The 18,299-nt window shown below is 39.7% G+C and carries 15 protein-coding genes; all 15 read left to right on the top strand.

What is annotated here, in order from left to right:
• Positions 1–57: 57 nt before the first annotated feature.
• The 15 genes from AC0IWE_RS14855 to AC0IWE_RS14785 all read left to right on the top strand — a co-directional run bounded on the left by AC0IWE_RS14855 (position 58) and on the right by AC0IWE_RS14785 (position 18,048).
• A complete protein-coding gene (locus AC0IWE_RS14855) occupies positions 58–1,896 on the top strand; it encodes a glycoside hydrolase family 35 protein (RefSeq protein WP_471793666.1) in 1,839 nt (612 codons plus the stop codon).
• A gap of 60 nt (positions 1,897–1,956) precedes the next feature.
• Positions 1,957–3,006 (top strand): cellulase family glycosylhydrolase, encoded by a 1,050-nt coding sequence (locus AC0IWE_RS14850; protein WP_471793665.1) that lies wholly within the window; start codon positions 1,957–1,959, stop codon positions 3,004–3,006.
• A 208-nt stretch (positions 3,007–3,214) separates the two neighbouring features.
• The gene (locus tag AC0IWE_RS14845; RefSeq protein WP_471793664.1) at positions 3,215–4,063 is read left to right on the top strand and encodes an NAD(P)-dependent oxidoreductase; all 849 of its coding nucleotides are present in this window, start codon (positions 3,215–3,217) and stop codon (positions 4,061–4,063) included.
• A gap of 158 nt (positions 4,064–4,221) precedes the next feature.
• Positions 4,222–4,524: a hypothetical protein gene (locus AC0IWE_RS14840; RefSeq protein WP_157255457.1), complete on the top strand. Its 303-nt coding sequence runs from the start codon at positions 4,222–4,224 to the stop codon at positions 4,522–4,524.
• Between the two features lie 126 nt (positions 4,525–4,650).
• Positions 4,651–6,054: a TonB-dependent receptor plug domain-containing protein gene (locus tag AC0IWE_RS14835; RefSeq protein WP_471793663.1), complete on the top strand. Its 1,404-nt coding sequence runs from the start codon at positions 4,651–4,653 to the stop codon at positions 6,052–6,054.
• Positions 6,055–6,088: 34 nt separating this feature from the next.
• Complete coding sequence (locus tag AC0IWE_RS14830) at positions 6,089–7,045, top strand: TonB-dependent receptor domain-containing protein (protein WP_471793662.1); 957 nt, start codon at positions 6,089–6,091, stop codon at positions 7,043–7,045.
• A 7-nt stretch (positions 7,046–7,052) separates the two neighbouring features.
• A complete protein-coding gene (locus AC0IWE_RS14825) occupies positions 7,053–7,523 on the top strand; it encodes a DUF4625 domain-containing protein (protein WP_471793661.1) in 471 nt (156 codons plus the stop codon).
• 30 nt (positions 7,524–7,553) lie between these two features.
• On the top strand, positions 7,554–8,789 hold the full coding sequence (locus AC0IWE_RS14820; RefSeq protein ID WP_471793660.1) for a YncE family protein: 1,236 nt from the start codon (positions 7,554–7,556) through the stop codon (positions 8,787–8,789).
• 252 nt (positions 8,790–9,041) lie between these two features.
• The gene (locus AC0IWE_RS14815) at positions 9,042–9,959 is read left to right on the top strand and encodes a DUF4625 domain-containing protein (protein WP_471793659.1); all 918 of its coding nucleotides are present in this window, start codon (positions 9,042–9,044) and stop codon (positions 9,957–9,959) included.
• Positions 9,960–10,321: 362 nt separating this feature from the next.
• Entirely contained in the window at positions 10,322–11,242 is a 921-nt protein-coding gene (locus AC0IWE_RS14810) for a peroxidase family protein (RefSeq protein WP_471793658.1), read from the top strand.
• A 613-nt stretch (positions 11,243–11,855) separates the two neighbouring features.
• Complete coding sequence (locus AC0IWE_RS14805) at positions 11,856–12,584, top strand: peroxidase family protein (RefSeq protein ID WP_471793657.1); 729 nt, start codon at positions 11,856–11,858, stop codon at positions 12,582–12,584.
• A 707-nt stretch (positions 12,585–13,291) separates the two neighbouring features.
• Entirely contained in the window at positions 13,292–13,735 is a 444-nt protein-coding gene (locus AC0IWE_RS14800; protein ID WP_471793656.1) for a carboxypeptidase-like regulatory domain-containing protein, read from the top strand.
• Positions 13,729–14,625 carry a TonB-dependent receptor plug domain-containing protein gene (locus tag AC0IWE_RS14795; RefSeq protein WP_471793655.1) on the top strand — a complete coding sequence of 299 codons (897 nt, stop codon included), beginning with the start codon at positions 13,729–13,731 and terminating at the stop codon, positions 14,623–14,625. The genes AC0IWE_RS14800 and AC0IWE_RS14795 overlap by 7 nt, the downstream gene beginning before the upstream one ends.
• The gene (locus AC0IWE_RS14790) at positions 14,621–16,489 is read left to right on the top strand and encodes a SusC/RagA family TonB-linked outer membrane protein (RefSeq protein ID WP_471794048.1); all 1,869 of its coding nucleotides are present in this window, start codon (positions 14,621–14,623) and stop codon (positions 16,487–16,489) included. Before AC0IWE_RS14795 ends, AC0IWE_RS14790 begins: the two co-directional genes overlap by 5 nt.
• Before the next feature lie 26 nt (positions 16,490–16,515).
• On the top strand, positions 16,516–18,048 hold the full coding sequence (locus tag AC0IWE_RS14785) for a RagB/SusD family nutrient uptake outer membrane protein (protein ID WP_471793654.1): 1,533 nt from the start codon (positions 16,516–16,518) through the stop codon (positions 18,046–18,048).
• Positions 18,049–18,299 lie beyond the last annotated feature (251 nt).

Here is an 18,299-nt window from a genome sequence, read left to right as displayed (position 1 = left end):
CATTTATAAATCGATAAGGGAAAACTATGCTTTTGATTTTTTACTTAAACACTTAAAATGAGAACCACCTTAAAACGTTTTATCACTACCGTAATTTTAATTACCTGTTTCGCCAGCTTTGGTGCATTTGCACAAAAGCAGCATACTTTTAAACTTGCCGATTCCGTTTTTCTACTTGATGATAAGCCTTTTCAAATTATTTCAGGAGAAATGCATTATCCCCGCATTCCGCGTGAGGCATGGCGCGACAGGATGAAAATGGCCAAAGCGATGGGCTTAAATACCATTGGTACCTACGTATTCTGGAATGTACATGAACCCCAAAAAGATCGTTTCGATTTTTCGGGCAATAACGATATCGCTGAATTTGTTCGTATTGCTAAAGAAGAAGGGTTATGGGTAATACTACGCCCAAGTCCATACGTTTGCGCCGAATGGGAATTTGGTGGTTATCCGTTTTGGTTGCAGAATATAAAGGGTTTACAGGTTAGGAGTAAAGAAGCCCAATATATTAAAGAATATAAAGAGTATCTGATCGAAATTGGGAAACGTTTGGCTCCGTTACAGATTAACCACGGCGGCAATATTTTAATGGTGCAGGTAGAAAACGAGTACGGTTCGTATGGAAACGATAAAGAATACCTGAAAATGAATACCCAGTTTTTTAAAGATGCTGGTTTTGATGGTGTACTTTCTACCTGCGATCCTGTGGCGGCATTAGAGGGCGGTCATTTGGCAGGTTTGCTTCCGGGTGTAAATGGAATCGACAATCCTGCTCAGATCAGAATGCTGATTAAAAAATACAACAACGGTACCGGGCCTTATTTTGTGCCGGAATGGTATCCAGCCTGGTTTGATTGGTGGGGAACAAAACACCATCAGGTTGATCCAAAAACTTATGCTAATAAACTTGATACCGTTTTAAAAGGTGGAATTTCCATTAATATGTATATGTTCCACGGAGGTACAACCCGAGGTTTTATGAATGGTGCAAACTACAACGATTCTACTGCTTACGAACCACAAATTAGCAGTTACGATTATGATGCCCCTTTGGATGAAGCTGGTAATGCTACCGCAAAATTTATGCTTTTCCGTGAGGCTATACAAAAGAATTTACCAAAAAATCAATTGCTTCCTGCTGTACCCGCCGCTAAGCCTACTGTTGTACTTCCGGTAATTACATTTACAAAAGCAACAGATCTTTTTAACCTGATCGGAAAACCACGCACAAGCGATAAGCCTTTAACCTTTGAAGCCCTTAATCAGCCTTATGGTTTCGTACGCTATAGCAGTACACTAAAAGGTGGACGTAAAGGAATAATCAAAATTAATGAGTTGCGTGATTATGGAATTGTATTTATTAATAAAAAAAGGGTAGGAGTTTTGGATAGAAGGCTAAATCAAGACAGTTTAGCTGTTGATCTTCCGGCAGGTAATGTACAACTCGACATTTTAGTAGAAAACATGGGAAGAATTAATTTCGGGCCTTATCTGCTTAAAAACACTAAAGGAATAACCAATAATGTAACTTTTAATGGTGCTGAAATAAAATCGTGGAAAATGTACCCGCTTCCGTTTGACCAGGTAGATGTTCAGAAAATACCGGCAAAAGTGACTAGTCAATCGGCTCCTGCGCTTAAATCAGCATCATTTAATTTAACAAAAGTGGCAGATACCTATTTGGATATGCGCAAATGGGGTAAAGGATTGGTATGGGTAAATGGCCATAATTTAGGTAAATACTGGAGTATTGGTCCTCAACAAACACTTTACCTTCCTGCTGAATGGCTTAAAAAAGGGAAAAATGAAATTGTAGTATTGGAACTGCTTAATCCTAAACAAAATACATTAACTACACTACCTAAACCTATTCTGAATGAATTAAAAAATTAATGTAAAATCTTTTTCATCTGGTTAACGCCTCACCTAACCAAATATTAATAAAATTTAACTATGACAATTAAAACGTCAATCGTGATGGCCGTTATGTTAAGCGCATGCTTAATCGGCTGTAAAAAAGATGAACAAACTACTGTTTTATCTGCAAGTGCAGATAAAACAGCTGTAAATCAAAAAGCAGAAGTAGAATCTGTTGGAGCTGCAGGCATTTCTGGAGTGAACTGGGCAGATGGCCGCGACAATTTTGTTGATGGATGGGTAATCCCATCAGGTCTTGAGGCTGGAGATAATTATTCAACAGTATCTGCTAAGGCGAATGCCATATTAACCGGTTTCCAAAACAATATGCCTGGTGTTAATACCTTAAGGCTTCCAATTAATCCGCCTTCGGTATCCGAATCATGGTGGGCTGCGTATACAGGTGCGATTGATAAGGCGTTGGGTAAAAACATGAAAGTAATTTTATCTTATTGGGAAAGTGCCTCATCACGTAATGGTATCATAGATGATGTAAATCAATTTTGGAGCATGTGGCAAACAGTTGTTAACAAATACGGAAGCAACGGAAATGTATATTTCGAACCCATGAATGAGCCTCATGGATATACACTTGCCCAACTAACCAGTATTTATGCCGAATGGCTTTCTCGGTATCCCAATGTAACCAAAGGAAGAATTATTTTGGGCGGCACAGGATACTCTGAAAATGTTACTGCGATTGGTTCTGATAGCCGTTTTTCAAGCTGTTTACTGGCCTTGCACAACTATGCTTATTGGGCCAACAGAACTCAATCGGGTTGGGAGGCAGATTGGAGAAGCCGCTATGGTAATTTTGCAAGCCGAACCGTAGTTACCGAATTTGGTGCAACCATGACTACCGGTAAAAATTATACAGGTGCTGCTGGCAATGATAATGAGATTGCATACATCGTTGGTGCAACCAATGTTTTCAGAAATGATCGCGTTGCAAGCGTATACTGGCCAGGACTTAGAGATAATGATACCTACAGTATTCAAAGGCGAGGTGGAAGCGGAACGAATATTACCTTAACCACAACAAACGCATCAGGAGTTTCCCGAATCCGTTATGGTTGGGGATTGTAATCAAAACCTAATGTAGTTTTAGGCCAGAAAGCCTGGCTAAAATATGAGGCAAACAGCTGTCTGGAAATATTTCTGGCAGCTGTTTGGTGTTTAAAGGGGGGCTTAATACTCAATCAAGATCATCTAAGTCCATTATTCCAATTATTGATTTTTCCATCAATTTAATTTAAAAACTTGTAATTGATTATCTTTATCAAAAAACCTGTATATGAAAGCATTTTTAGGGACGGGCCTATTGGGCGCGAATTTTGTAAAAGCCATGCTCCAAAAAGGAGATCAGGTACAAGTATGGAACAGGACTTCATCAAAGGCTAAAGCACTTGAAAATGACGGGGCGAAAGCTTTCGGCAATAGTGTTGATGCCGTGAAAAATGCAGATGTAATTCACCTTACGTTAAAGGATGACAGTACGGTTGATGAAGTTCTGGAAGCTGCAAGCTCCGGCTTTAAACCAGGTGTAACAATTATTGATCATACCACTACCTCTGCCAAAGGTGCTATTGAAAGAACAGCATCCTGGAAGGCAAAAGGATTTACTTACCTGCATGCGCCTGTTTTTATGGGGCCACCAAATGCGCTCGAAAGTACAGGTAATATGCTGGTATCGGGCAATCAGGAAGTAATTGAAAAATGGTTGCCCGAATTATCAAAAATGACCGGCAAAGTAATCAATTTCGGACCAGAAGAGGGAAAAGCAGCAGCCATAAAATTGGTGGGTAATCTTTTTCTTATTTCACTAAACGCAGGCCTGGCTGATGTGCTCGCCCTTGCTAAAGCACTTGCAATACCTGCTACTGATATCGCATCGCTATTTGAATCATGGAATCCGGAAGCAGGTGTACCGGCCAGGTTTAATAAAATACTTACGGGCGATTTTACTAAGCCATCCTGGGAGCTGGATATGGCACGTAAAGATGCTGGTTTAATGTTGCAGGCAGCAAATGAAGAAGGTGTAAAACTAAATGTGTTACCAGCCGTTATTTCGGAAATGGATAGGTGGATTGCTAATGGTTATGGTGGAAACGATTGGAGCATAATCGCTAAAGACAATCTTTAATGCTGTAATAAAACAGTAGAATTTTTGGCTGATTATCAGTTGCTTGCGTGTTTTTTTATATTCAAATTTAACCTTATTTTGGTTACTTGAATTATTTAATGCAATTTTGTTGCGATTTGAAAAGGGAAGCTACATATCAGCAACAAATAAAAAACATTTTGGCCATCTGGTTAATAATGCTTTTTGTTGGCACCTCATTATTTCAGATTTATCACCACCACGAACATCTTGCAAATCATAAACAATACAGCCAAACATCCATACAAAAATGGGTTAAAAGTTGCCAAGTTTGCGATTACCTGGTACATCATCACGCTGTACCCATTTTAAATGCACATCATTTCGAGTTAGTACCCCCGTTAAAATCTACCGCTGAATTTGCAGGTAGGTATTATATTGGTTTTTATAAATTTACTTTACAAGGCTTTACCAACAAAGGGCCACCAAGTATCAATTCTTAAAACCTGGTTTCATACCAGGTCCTAAGCCCTTTCAGGGCAATTTAATCACACATTCCAATTTTATTACCGGTTAGCCGAATGTATTCGGTTTGCCTAAAAAAATTCGCGTAAGCGTATATTTTTCCTATGAAGAAAATTATGCTGCTATTGGTTAGCACATTTTTTTGCTGCGGTTTAATGGCTCAAACCCACCCTCTAAACGGTGTAATTACAGATGATTTTCAGCATCCGCTTGCGGGCCTGAATGTTAAATTAATCAATACTGGTTTTTTTGCAGTAAGCGATTCTTCGGGTAAGTTTAATTTTCAGCTTCCGAACGGAAAATATGAATTACTGGTAAATGCCATAGGTTTTCAATCCGTTAAAAGAAACATTGTTATTGATGGAAAGGCTGTTTATCTGGTTTTAAAATTAGCAATCCATTCACAGTTGTTGAACGAGGTTACTGTAAAAAGTAAAACCATTGATGAACGCAGACGGCAAGAATCGTTAAATGTTGAAGTGGTTAGGACTGATTTTATTCAGCAACATTTAGGGGGCAGTTTAATGAATACGCTCCAAAGGTTGCCAGGTATTAAAACAATCGGAATTGGCTCGGGCCAGTCTAAACCTCTAATACGGGGTTTGGGCTTTAACCGTGTGGTGGTGGTTGATAAGGGCATAAAACACGAAGGGCAGCAATGGGGTGCCGATCATGGATTGGAAATTGACCAGTTTGCGGCAGAGGAAGTGGAACTGATTAAAGGTGCTGCGTCATTTGTTTACGGTTCTGATGCCATTGGCGGTGCCATTAATATTAAAGCACCGGTTTTGCCTGCCCCAAACAGTTTTGGTGGTGAGTTAAATTTAATCGGTAAAACAAATAATGCTTTATACGGCACTTCAGTACGGTTATTCAAAAGGAAAGAAAGGCTGTTTTTCGATGGTCGCTTTACTTATCAAAATTATGGTGATTACCGTGTGCCTACAGATAGCCTTTATGTATACGATTTTGCGGTGGGCTTGCACAAAAACCATTTAAGGAATACTGCTGGTAGAGAAACGGGAATTCATTTCAATACCGGATATATTACCTCGAAATTCAAAACCCTATTTTATTTGAGCAATACCTATAGCAAAAGTGGTTTTTTTGCCAATGCACATGGCCTGGAACCAAGAAGGGTTAATGCGGAAGTTCACGACGCCAGCTCACGCGATATTTTGATGCCATATCAACAGGTGAATCATTTTAAACTGATTAATAAAAACAGCTGGATTGTTAACCGCCACAACATTGAACTGGAGTTGGGTTATCAACATAATTTCCGCCAGGAATACAATCATTATGTAAATCATGGCTATATGCCGCCTGTTTATCCGAATGCGATGAATATTCCAATTGATTTGGAAAGAGAATTTAATAAAAAGGTTTATGCTTTAAATGCAAAAGATCAGATCACTTTAGGCAAGCATCAATTGCAAATCGGAATAAACGGTGAGTTACAAAATAATGTGATAAACGGCTGGAGTTTTTTTAGTACCTGCGTTTAAGCAAAAAGCGTTAGGTGCCTATGCTTACGATAAGTTGAAGCTAAATGACAAAGTGTTGCTCCACGCTGCCATTAGGTATGATGTGGCACAAATAAATTTGTTGAGGTACACCGATTGGTTCTTTTCTGAAACGGCAAACGGTTCGAAGGAAAAACTGGTTAGGGCCAATAATTTAATCCGGAACTTTAATAGTTTCGTATGGTCAGCAGGGATTAATTACAATGTTGATCAGTTTGAATTTAAGGCGAATATTGGAAAAAGCTTCCGCATTCCGATAGCAAAAGAACTTGGCGCAAATGGTGTAAATTACCATTATTTCAGCTACGAAAAGGGAAATCCGAATCTCAATCCGGAGCAGTCTTATCAAGCAGATTTCGCTATTGGTTTAAATACTGAGAAGTGGATAGTTAAGTTAAGCCCTTTCTTTAATTATTTTCCCAACTATATTTATCTGAATCCAACTTCAGCCCACGATTATTTCTACGGCGCAGGCAATCAGGTTTTCGAGTATGCGCAGAGCAAAGTGTTGCGTTATGGTGGCGAAATACAGGTTAAGTATCAGTTTGCAAATCAATGGAGTGCCGAAGTTTTGGCAGAATATTTATATGCACAGCAATTATCCGGAGATAAAAAAGACTATACACTGCCCTTTTCTCCGCCAGCGTCTGCTTTATTTAATTTGACTTATGCGCCGCAAAAACTAGTTGGCTCATCAGCTACATACTTTTCCTTGGATTATCGAATCACCGCCGAACAGCTCAACATTGTTCCGCCAGAGCGAAAAACAGCAGGTTACAGTTTGTTCAATTTTCAGGCAGGAACGAAAATTCAGATCAGCAATCGTCCGCTTCACATCAGTGCACAATTGCAAAATGTATTCAATACAAAATACCTTAACCATACCAGCTTTTATCGCTTAATCGTCTTGCCGGAACAAGGCCGTAACCTGGTGCTTTCTGTTAAACTGCCTTTCAATTTTAATCATCAATAAAAAATCAATGAAAACAAAACAATTGCTTATCGCACTGCTCACTGTAGCAACAGTATTTTCTGCCTGTAAAAAAGAAACCGAAGAAATCGATACCGAATATCCATCAATTGATTTAACAGGATCAGCTTTTCCGCAACAATGCGCCATTATTAAAAAAGGAGAAAAATTTATTTTTAAAGCCAGGCTGAATGATAATGTTGAATTGGGTTCGGTGAGTGTAGATGTGCATCACAATTTCGATCACCATAGTCATAGTACCGAAGTAAATGATTGCAATTTGGGCGCTGTAAAACAACCCGTAAACCCATTTCTGCTTATTAAGGATTTTCCTGTTCCATCAGGCTTGAAAACCTATGATATTGCCCAGGAAATAATTGTGCCTGCAAATATAGATGCCGGAGATTACCACTTCTTAATTCGGCTAACCGATAAAACCGGATGGCAAACGCTTAAAGGCATAAGCATCAAAATCAATTAATAAAAAATCCAATTATTTAAAATACAAAAAATGAAAATTCAGAACAAACTTAAAACTGCATTATTATTTGCACTGTTGGCAACAGGTTTTGCCGCTTGTAAAAAAGATAACAATACTACAGAACCGGTACCCGAATCCCTTTTAAAGGAGCATAAATTTTTAAGGGTTTTAGTGGCTGATGAAACCTCTCCTGTACTTACGCAAATAGAACCCTCTACGGCTAAAATAACTGCTTTTACTGGTAAATATCCTTTAGCCAATATTTATGGAACAGCATCTGGAAGATATGCAGCAGTACTTTACGGAGCGCAGAATTTGGTAGAGGTATTTGACAGTGGCTTGCAATCGCACGATGACCATATCGATGTAGACGGAATCGCCAAATGGGCAGCCATCACTGCAAATGGAACCAAGCCAACCCACTTTAAAAGCAAAAACAACGAATCTTTAATTTTTAACGATGGCGATGGAACTTTAAGCGTTGCTAATGATGCAGATTTTAATACGGCAAACGCAAAGTTTAAAACGGTAAATGCTGGTTTACTGCCTCATCATGGTGCAATGGCACAGTTTAGCAATGGCAACTATGCCATTACTTCAACCGCAACTTCGGGTGTATCGCCTACAAGGGTAATTATAACCGATAAAAATGGTACGTTGATACATCCGTCTACTTTAGAAGTGGGTGCAATACATGGTAATGCGAGCGATGGCCAAAATGCTGTATTCGGTGCTTATACCACATCGGCAGCAACTGCAGGAGGTGTTTTGGTTGTGGCACAAAATGGTACGCAACGTATAATTACGAATCCTGATGGTTTTGGTACATTTCGGTTGGCTACTATTCTATATGCTGAAAGTGCCAAAAAATTCATTGGCTATGTTGCTGCAAAAGGTGCTTATTTAATTGATTTAACAACAAACAAGATCACTCCAATTTATGCAGGTGCCGATGCTTTTCAATGTAAGGTAGATTATGCAGGTAAAAACTTATTGGTGTTAACACTCGATGGTAAATTAAGAATTTATGATTTGCAAACAGGCGGTTTGAAAAAAGAGGGTACAGTGATTACCTCTGTTGCAGCTGCTGAAACGTATAAACCTGTATTAGAAGCTACAGCAAGATTTGCTTATGTAGCTATGCCGGCTAGTGGCGAGGTTCACCAAATCGATCTGACCGATTTTACAAAAGTTAAAAAACATAAGGTTACTGCACGCCCGGTAAGGTTAACCCTGCTTGGTTTCGAAAGTAGCGCAGAACATTAATATTTTCATATAAAGCTGTATCATATTTATAAACCCGTCTTGATTTTTAACGTTGAATTTTCAAGCAAATCGATTATGCGGTCGTGGGTTGAGTTTCGTAGAGCGGTCGCCATTGCTGAGGCAAGAAGCCATCTTAAAGCGTACGTGGTCGCAATTGTTATAAAATTGTCTTCCACAAATTTAGAACCCGCTGCAAGCTGAAAAAGCTTTCTCAGCCAATAAATATGATACAGCCTTTTTAACCCATTTCAAATGAAAAATCCAATCCATAAACTAACCACTTTACTCATCTTGTTGGTGGTTTTTGCAACAAGTTGTAAAAAAGATAAAATCCCTGAAATAACTGCACCAACCGCTACCAACATTGAAATAGGTACGGCCAATAATAGGCAAGCCATAAGGGGAAGAGATTTCCATTTAAATGCAGATGTAATTGCTGGTGATAAAATTAAAGGCGTAGAAATTAAAATACTTCAAAAAGCAGGACAAAAATATACCGCAAACTGGAAGTTTGAACTGGCGTGGGAGCAGTACAATGGCGTAAAAAACACCAATGTGCACAAACATTTTACTATCCCCGCCGAGGCACCTGAAGGTAAGTATGATTTCTATTTTACTGTGTACGATGAAAATGGGACCAAGCTGGAAATAAAAGAAGATTTTACCATTATAGATGCCACCAGTATTGAAGTTGATCCAAAAATTGGCCGCGACATTTTTTCTAGGAATGGCGCCATCATTTATTACATGGATACCTTCGTTGAGCAAGAACTCATTTTAAAAAAAGGAGACGAATTTACAGCCCATGCACAGGTAAGCGGTATAAAAGGTGATGGAATATTGTATACCGTATTAATTAAGAGAAAAGCCAGCTATTTTCCCGAATCAATTGATAAGCTCGATTTAAATAAAGCGATTGTGATTGCTAAAGTTGTACATAATGGCTTGCCAAGTGCTTCAAAAGTGTCAACATTAAAACAGATTAATGGCATTTATGGTGGCGAAAGTATAATTATCGGTGCAGAAAAAGATGGCAATGAACCTAATGCAAATCCCATAATCGGCGAAAAAGCATGGGAATCCGGCCAGTATAACCTGGTTATTCTTTATAAAAATACCACTTATAATATGAGCACCTATAAATCCATCCCAATCACTATTGTTTATTAAATTGAAAAAGAAAAATAGCATTTATTATATTTCAATCCCCTTAATGTTGTTGATAACCTTTTTAATAGGTATGCTACTGGGGGCTGCATTAATTTTACATATCGATTAGGGTAACCTATGATAAACATTCTTAAAGGTGGAGTAATCTGTGAATTTTTTATTTCCAAAGTTTAATGTGAAGTATAATTTTCGTTGATATGGATTGTTGAAGCAGCTTAAATGCCTGATATTTAACCCTAATAGATTCTAGCTATTCCGTTATAGAATTAAATGATTGTGATTAGTTATTCCAATTATCTAAATTTATATAATCCCGAATAATTCTTTTATGGGTTCAATATTTCACTAAACAAATTATATAAATGGAAAACGAAGCAAACGATATCAGTAAGTGCCCTTTTCACAACGGCAGCATGAAAAGCAATGTAGGTGGTGGCGGCACCAGGAATAACGACTGGTGGCCAAAACAGTTAAAATTGAGCATTTTACGCCAACATTCTAATTTATCCAATCCTATGGGAAGTTTTAACTATGCCGAAGCCTTTAAAAGCCTTGATTTGGATGCCTTAAAAGCAGATCTTCATGCACTTATGACCGATTCACAAGATTGGTGGCCGGCAGATTTTGGGCACTATGGAGGTTTGTTTATCCGGATGGCCTGGCATAGCGCCGGCACGTACCGTGTAGGTGATGGCCGCGGAGGGGCAGGTGCCGGATTACAACGTTTTGCACCTTTGAACAGTTGGCCCGATAATGTGAGTCTTGATAAAGCACGCAGGTTACTTTGGCCAATTAAACAGAAATATGGAAACAAAATTTCATGGGCCGATCTGATGATTTTAACCGGTAATATTGCCTTGGAATCAATGGGTTTTAAAACCTTTGGTTTTGCCGGTGGACGTGAGGATGTTTGGGAAGCAGATGAATCAGTTTATTGGGGATCAGAAACCACCTGGTTAGGTGGCGATCTTCGTTATGCCCATGGTTCAGATGGTGCAGGTAAAGCACATGGTGTAGTGGTAACAGATGATGATGCCGATGGCGATATCCACTCACGCAATTTAGAAAAACCACTTGCTGCGGTGCAGATGGGATTAATTTATGTAAACCCTGAAGGACCTGATGGAAATCCTGATCGAGTGCTTGCCGCTAAAGATATCCGCGATACCTTTGGCCGCATGGCTATGGATGATGAAGAAACAGTTGCACTTATTGCAGGAGGCCATACTTTTGGTAAAACACATGGTGCTGCCTCAGCAGATCATGTAGGTAAAGAACGCTGAGGCTGCAGGTATAGAAAGCCAGGGCTTTGGCTGGCACAACAGCTATGCATCTGGTAAAGGTAGTGATACGATTACCAGCGGACTTGAAGTAACCTGGACCACCACACCTACGCAATGGAGCAATAATTTCTTCGAAAACCTTTTTGAATTTGAATGGGAATTAACAAAAAGCCCTGCTGGTGCTCACCAATGGGTGGCTAAAAATGCAGAAGCCATTATCCCTGATGCATTTGACGGTACAAAGAAACATTTACCGACTATGCTTACCACCGATCTTGCGTTAAGAATCGATCCGGCGTATGAGAAGATAGTCCAGACGGTTTTTAGAAAATCCCGATCAGTTTGCTGATGCTTTTGCAAGGGCCTGGTTTAAATTAACACACCGCGATATGGGGCCGATAGCCCGTTATCTTGAGTCCGGATGTGCCGCAGGAAGAATTGCTTTGGCAAGATCCCATTCCGGCAGTTAACCACGCGTTGATCAATGACAGTGATATTCGCGAGTTTTAAAAACAAAGGTGCTGGATGCTGGCTTGAGTACAGCTTGAGCTGGTTCCGGCCACGAGGGCTTCGGCTTCAACCTTCCGTGGTTCTGATAAACGTGGTGGAGCCAATGGCGCGCGTCTCCGTTTATTGCCTCAAAAAAGATTGGAAAGTAAATAATCCGGTTCAATTGCAAAAGGTGTTAAATGTATTGGAGGGTATTCAAAAAGAATTTAATGATGTACAAGTTGATGGTAAAAAAGTTTCATTAGCCGATTTAATCGTATTGGCGGGTGCTGCTGCGGTAGAAAAAGCTGCCGGATATTCAATTTCAGTGCCATTTACTCCAGGTCGGATGGATGCCTCCCAAGCACAAACCGATATAGAATCTTTCAGTTATTTAGAGCCCGTTGTTGATGGTTTCCGCAATTACCGCAACTCAAAATCACCAGTTCCAACAGAAGAATTTTTGATTGATAAAGCCCAGTTATTAACTTTAACTGCACCCGAGTTAACCGTATTGGTGGGTGGTTTGCGCGCCTTGGATACCAATTTTGATGGTTCCAAAAATGGTGTTTTAACCACTACACCAGGTAAATTGACAAACGATTTCTTTGTAAACCTATTGGATATGGAAACCGCATGGAAAGCCATTGCCGAAGACAAAGAACTTTATATCGGGAGCAGCCGTTCAACTGGTCAGCCTAAATGGACAGCAACCCGTGCCGATCTTGTATTTGGATCTAATGCCGAACTGAGGGCAATTGCCGAAGTGTATGCAAGTTCGGATGCACAGGGTAAATTTATAAAAGACTTTGTCGGCCACCTGGAACAAAGTGATGAATTTAGATCGTTTTGATTTGAAATAACTTTAAAATAATAAGTGCAAGGGGCTGTATGATCAATTTAATTGATGGTACAGCCCTTTTTATATAGAAAGCTTTACTACGGCTCTTCCAATGCTATTCCAACTCATGTTCACCCTATTATTGGCAACTGGTTGCAACAAAAGCCGCTGTTATTTTAAGCTGCACAATACTAAATCCGCAAAAAAAAATCTTAATTCAGTAATTTAAATAGATTTCTTAACGATAATAAGAAAATATGCTTTTACAAACAGCTCAGGAATAAAGTTTAGGAGATAAACGTTTTAGTTCAGATTTAAGCGACTTATTCAAAAAAAATAATCCCTGTAAAAGTAATCATACTGTAATCTACCTGCTGTGGTAAAACTGACATTCCTTGTCAAAATTATATTCTTGATTTTGTAGTAAAATATTTAATATTGGGTAGATAAATCGTTTTATCCACAACCAAATATGATGATGAGCTTAGGAGTCCTTCCTGTATTGTGCAGTGTATATCTTTGTGATTTACGCTGGTGTATATTTAGCCAATCCCGGTAATTTATCGCATTACTGTTCTGTTTACATCAAAAGCCTTTCCGATTAAAATAATTATTTGCAAGTCAGTTATTTGTGATGAATAATCGATAAAACGTTTTAGCTGCCAGCAGTTGAATTAAATATTATTAACTAACCATTTACTAAACCTAAACTAATGAAAATGAATCTACTCAAGATTTCAGGGCTTTCTGTGCTTTTTTTGCTCAATAGTCCTGCTTTTTCCATGAATCCGGTGCCGAAAAATCCAGGGGATTTTCTGGCCTTCATGTGCTTACCGCGCACAATCCAGAATCGAAAAGTTATTACCGGAACCGTATTGGATGAAAAGAACATGCCCATACCGGGGGTTGGCATTAAAAACATCACTTCGGGTAAAACTGCGGTAACTAACGAGGCCGGTAAGTTTAGCATCGATGCCAATGCCGGCGAAGTAATCCGTTTCTCCTACGTTGGCTATCAGAATAAAGATGTTACGGTAGGTAACGACGCAAACCTGAACATTAAACTATCACCTGCCGAAGCCAATAAACTTGATGAAGTTGTGGTAATTGGTTATGGTAGTGTGAAAAAGACAGATCTAACGGGAACTCAGTTGGTGTGGTAAAGGCCAGTGAACTGCAAGAACGACCAGCAGCATCCCTAAACCAGGCCTTAGCCGGGCGTATTTCTGGTGTTCAGGTCAATACCAACTGGGGTAGGCCAGGTGGGCAAACCAATATCAAAATCCGTGGTTTCAGTTCCATCAATACCAGTAATAATCCACTTTATGTGGTAGATGGTGTGGCTTTACCTGTGGGCTCTCAAACTCAGAACAGTAATGCTATAGATTACATCAACCCTAGCGATATTGCATCAGTAGAAGTATTAAAAGATGCTTCATCCACAGCTATATATGGTGCAAGGGGAGCAAATGGAGTAATTTTAATTACCACTAAAAAAGGAACGGCAAATGCGCAACGGATTACCTACGATGCCGATTTTGGAATTAATACCCTGGCTGCACACCATGTTAAAATGCTCGATGCTTACGAATATGTAAAGGTTCAGGATCTGGCTTACGATAATATCAAAGTTTACGATCCGGTGGGTTGGGCGGCAGGAAACTATGCTTCCACACCAGTTCCGAAAGCTGCAAGAATTGCCCTACCACAGTTTTTTGATAGCAATGGTAACCCATTGTACAATACTGATTGGTTAAAAGAATCTACACAGAACAAACTCTCACAAAATCACCAGCTAGGTTTTACCGGAGGGAATGAAAACAGTACTTACGGTGTTTTTGCAGGTTACCGCGATGATGAAGGACTATTAAAAAACTCCTATTTAAAACGTTATTCGGGAAGATTTAACTTCGATAGTAAAATTAAGCCCTGGTTAAAAGTTGGTGGTAATTTGAGTTATAATAACCAGGATGAAAACATTGTAGATCAGGGAACAGGCGGTTTAAACTCTGTACGTATGATTACCGAAGCATTTCCTTTTCTTCCCGATTAAGCTGGCAGATGGCAAATGGGGCGATAATAAGTTAATTCCATGGGCAGAAGGTGGTTCTAATCCGGTACACATTTTAACCGATCAAAGATATGGCATGATTACACAAACTGCCTTAGGAAGCATTTATTCTACAATCAGTTTCAGTAAAGACCTCGAATTCCGCACCCAACTTGGCGCCAATGTAGTTAGCCGCAACATTAATGAATACAATGCAAAACAGCTCTATGGTATATCTGATGGGCAGAATGGTACGGCAAACGTAACCAACGATAGGGAAACATTCTGGTCGTTGGAAAATTATTTAACCTACAACAAACGTTTCGCCGACTCGCATGCCATTAATGCGTTATTGGGTATTTCGTGGCAAGCCACCAATTTCTTTAGCAACACCAGTCATGCAGAAAATTTTGTAACCGATTTTTATGGTAACAACAACATGGGTTCTGGCAGTAAATCCATCACTGTTGGTTCTAACCGGAACAGATCTGCTTTCAACTCCTATTTTGGAAGGTTAAATTATGCATTTAAGGACAAATACCTGGTAACCTTTACGGGCAGGGTAGATGGATCGTCGAAATTCGGAGATAACCATAAATTCGCCTTTTTCCCTTCTGCGGCCTTGGCATGGAAAGCTTCCGATGAAGAGTTTCTTAAAGGAAACAAAACAATCTCTAACTTAAAATTAAGAACCAGTTATGGTTTAAGCGGTAATTCCGAGCTTCCTGCTTATCAATCATTAGCCACCCTTGTAAACAATTCAGCCATTATTAACGATAGTAAAGTAACCGGTATCGGTATCGGAAGGCTGGCCAATCCCGATCTTGTTTGGGAAAAAACAGCACAAGTTGATGCCGGTTTGGAACTGGGTTTGTTTAACAACAGGATTAATTTAGAGGCCGATCTGTATTACAGAAAAACAACTGATATGTTATTGGATGCCCCTGTGCCACGCACCTCTGGTTATTCGGTTATCAGAAAAAATGTAGGTTCGATGCAAAATAAAGGATTGGACTTAGGTATTAATACCGTTAATATACAAAGTGAAGATTTTACCTGGAAAACCAGTTTTAACATTTCCCTTAACCGCAACAAAGTACTTTCTTTGGCCACGCCTGATGATATTTTTGGTGTAGGCAATCCTAATTTCACCAATCAAACGGGTATTATCAGGGTTGGTGAACCTGTAGGCTCGTTTTGGGGGCTTGTGCGTTTAGGTACCTGGAGCGAGGCAGAAAGGGCTGAAGCCGCTAAATATGTAAGCTACCGAGGTGGTAAAACTTTGCTGCCGGGCGATATTAAGTACTTGGATGTAAACGGCGACCATGCCATTACAGATGCCGACCGCCAGATTATCGGTAACGGATCGCCAAAAGGCTGGGGATCATTTTCAAACTCTTTCCGCTATAAAAATTTAGATCTGATTGTAGAACTTCAGTATTCTTATGGCAACGATGTGTTAAATATGACGCATCATTCTGGTGAAGACAGACAGGTACAGGCCAACAGTTTCGCCAGCGTATTGGATGCCTGGACACCTCAAAATCAGAACACACCGATTGCAGCAATCAGAGATCAATCTGCCGGCTATGTTACCAATGTTGATACGCACTGGTTAGAAGATGGCTCGTTCATCCGTGGGAAAAACCTTTTGCTGGGTTATACCTTTAATAAATCGCTTGTAGAAAAACTGCGCTTAAACAAGCTCCGTGTTTACGCATCTGTTCAGAATTTCTTCTTGGCCACCAAATACACTGGTAACGATCCGGAAGTAACCACTTACGGTAACGTATTTGCACAAGGCCAAACGTTTTTCGATTATCCAAAGCCAACAACATTTATGGTAGGCTTAAATATTGGATTGTAAACATTAATTAAAGAAAGGATATCAAAATGAAAATAAATATAAAAAATATCGCTGCCCTGTTGTTGCTGGGTGGTGCTATCATCGGAAATTCGGGATGTAAGAAATTTTTGGATGAAACCGATCCCACCAATCTTTCGCCAAACAGTTTTTACACTTTGCCAGAGCATGCCGAAGCAGGTATTGCCGCTGTTTATTCGGAGATCAGGTTTATTGGAAACGGTGCCGGAATTTTCTCTAACAACTGGCAGATGCTTGATGCACCAACGGGAATACAATCTACTGAAACGGCACAAAATTCTGATTTAAATAATTTGTATTCACTTATTTATGATGGAACAAATCTTCATGTTAATCAAAATTGGAATGGTTTTTACAAAGTGATTGCCCAAACCAACCTGGTGTTGGATAAAGTTCCGGGTATTAACCCAATGGATGCTGCACAGAAAAAAAGGATTTTGGGCGAGGCGTCATTTATCAGGGCTTGGGCCTATTTCTACTTGGTGCGTTTATGGGGTGATGTGCCATTGATTACCAAACCTATTGCCAGCCCTAACGATCCTAATTTTTCGCCTTCGCGTGCCCCTCAGGAGCAGGTTTATAAACAGATTGTGGATGACCTCGTTTTGGCAGAAGCTGCGGGTTTACCTTATATGGATGCAAGTGGACGTGTTTCTACTGCTGCCATTAAAACCGAATTGGCAAAAGTTTATTTAACCATGGCCGGGCAGCCCTTAAATAAAGGTGCAGCTTATTACAAACTTGCTGCCGATAAGGCAAAAGAAGTGATTGATTATGCTACATCAAATCCAACGGCGCTTGGCCTGTTTCCAACTTATGCTGCTTTACACGATGCTAAAAATGACAATAAAACAGAGCATTTGTTTGAAATTCAGTATAATGATGCCGCCGGAACCGGAAACCCGCTGCAATCGTCTTATCTGCCCTTGCACCAGCCCCTGGTTTCTAAAATTGATGGAATTGGAACTTCTATTCCTACAGCAAGTTTTTACGCATCATACGAAGCGGGAGATTTAAGGGCAAAAAATAGAGAAGGTTATTTCTTTACCGATTATTATACTGATGGTTTTAAACTTCCTTTGATTAACCGTGGCAAACCCTATATTTTTAAACATTTCGATGTAATTGCCAATGGAACTTTAGGGGTAGAAGGAACCAGTAGGAGCGATTTAAATATTCCGCAGATTAGGTATGCTGAAACCTTGTTGATTTATGCTGAAGCACAAAACAGGGCCGATGGTAGTCCGAATGCGGCAGCATATGCTGCGGTAAATGCAGTAAGAAAGAGGGCACAATTAGCAGATTTGGCAGGCTTGGGTCAAACCCAGTTCGAAGAGGCAGTTTGGAGAGAACGTTGGCACGAGCTATGTTACGAAGGCGTTACCTGGTTTGATATGTTGCGTTTGCGCAAGGTTTACAATGAAAGCACGAATAGTTTTGATAATTTTGTTGGCCACATCAATAAAAGCGTTAACCAACCTTTGCAAAACCAAACATTTGCTGTTTCCGATACCTACACCAGAAATCAAGAACAATCCTAATTTAACACAAAATCCTGGTTATTAATACCGCCTGTTAAGGGTTAAATTATCAAAATAATATTGTCATTGTGAGCCTGTCGAAGCACCTGTTTGAATTACGGTTTAAGCGTTTCGACAGGCTCAACGTGACAGATTTAAAAATCAGATAACTATAATTGTCATCATGGATATATCAAAGGATCTAAAGTATAATAGATGCTGAACCAAGTTCAGCTGGACGTAAATCGTGTTTAAAAAATAATCCAAGGTCT

The organism is Pedobacter sp. AC402 (genome assembly GCF_979252805.1).
This window is presented reverse-complemented; position numbering and strand designations above follow the sequence as displayed.

What these genes read in the sequence shown, in the direction of transcription:
- AC0IWE_RS14850 (WP_471793665.1), top strand. Translation starts at nt 1,957, where the DNA reads ATGACAATTAAAACGTCAATCGTGATGGCCGTTATGTTAAGCGCATGC.
- AC0IWE_RS14800 (WP_471793656.1), top strand. Translation starts at nt 13,292, where the DNA reads ATGAATCTACTCAAGATTTCAGGGCTTTCTGTGCTTTTTTTGCTCAAT.
- AC0IWE_RS14785 (WP_471793654.1), top strand. Translation starts at nt 16,516, where the DNA reads ATGAAAATAAATATAAAAAATATCGCTGCCCTGTTGTTGCTGGGTGGT.
- AC0IWE_RS14855 (WP_471793666.1), top strand. Translation starts at nt 58, where the DNA reads ATGAGAACCACCTTAAAACGTTTTATCACTACCGTAATTTTAATTACC.
- AC0IWE_RS14815 (WP_471793659.1), top strand. Translation starts at nt 9,042, where the DNA reads ATGAAAAATCCAATCCATAAACTAACCACTTTACTCATCTTGTTGGTG.
- AC0IWE_RS14820 (WP_471793660.1), top strand. Translation starts at nt 7,554, where the DNA reads ATGAAAATTCAGAACAAACTTAAAACTGCATTATTATTTGCACTGTTG.
- AC0IWE_RS14825 (WP_471793661.1), top strand. Translation starts at nt 7,053, where the DNA reads ATGAAAACAAAACAATTGCTTATCGCACTGCTCACTGTAGCAACAGTA.
- AC0IWE_RS14810 (WP_471793658.1), top strand. Translation starts at nt 10,322, where the DNA reads ATGGAAAACGAAGCAAACGATATCAGTAAGTGCCCTTTTCACAACGGC.
- AC0IWE_RS14805 (WP_471793657.1), top strand. Translation starts at nt 11,856, where the DNA reads ATGGCGCGCGTCTCCGTTTATTGCCTCAAAAAAGATTGGAAAGTAAAT.
- AC0IWE_RS14835 (WP_471793663.1), top strand. Translation starts at nt 4,651, where the DNA reads ATGAAGAAAATTATGCTGCTATTGGTTAGCACATTTTTTTGCTGCGGT.
- AC0IWE_RS14845 (WP_471793664.1), top strand. Translation starts at nt 3,215, where the DNA reads ATGAAAGCATTTTTAGGGACGGGCCTATTGGGCGCGAATTTTGTAAAA.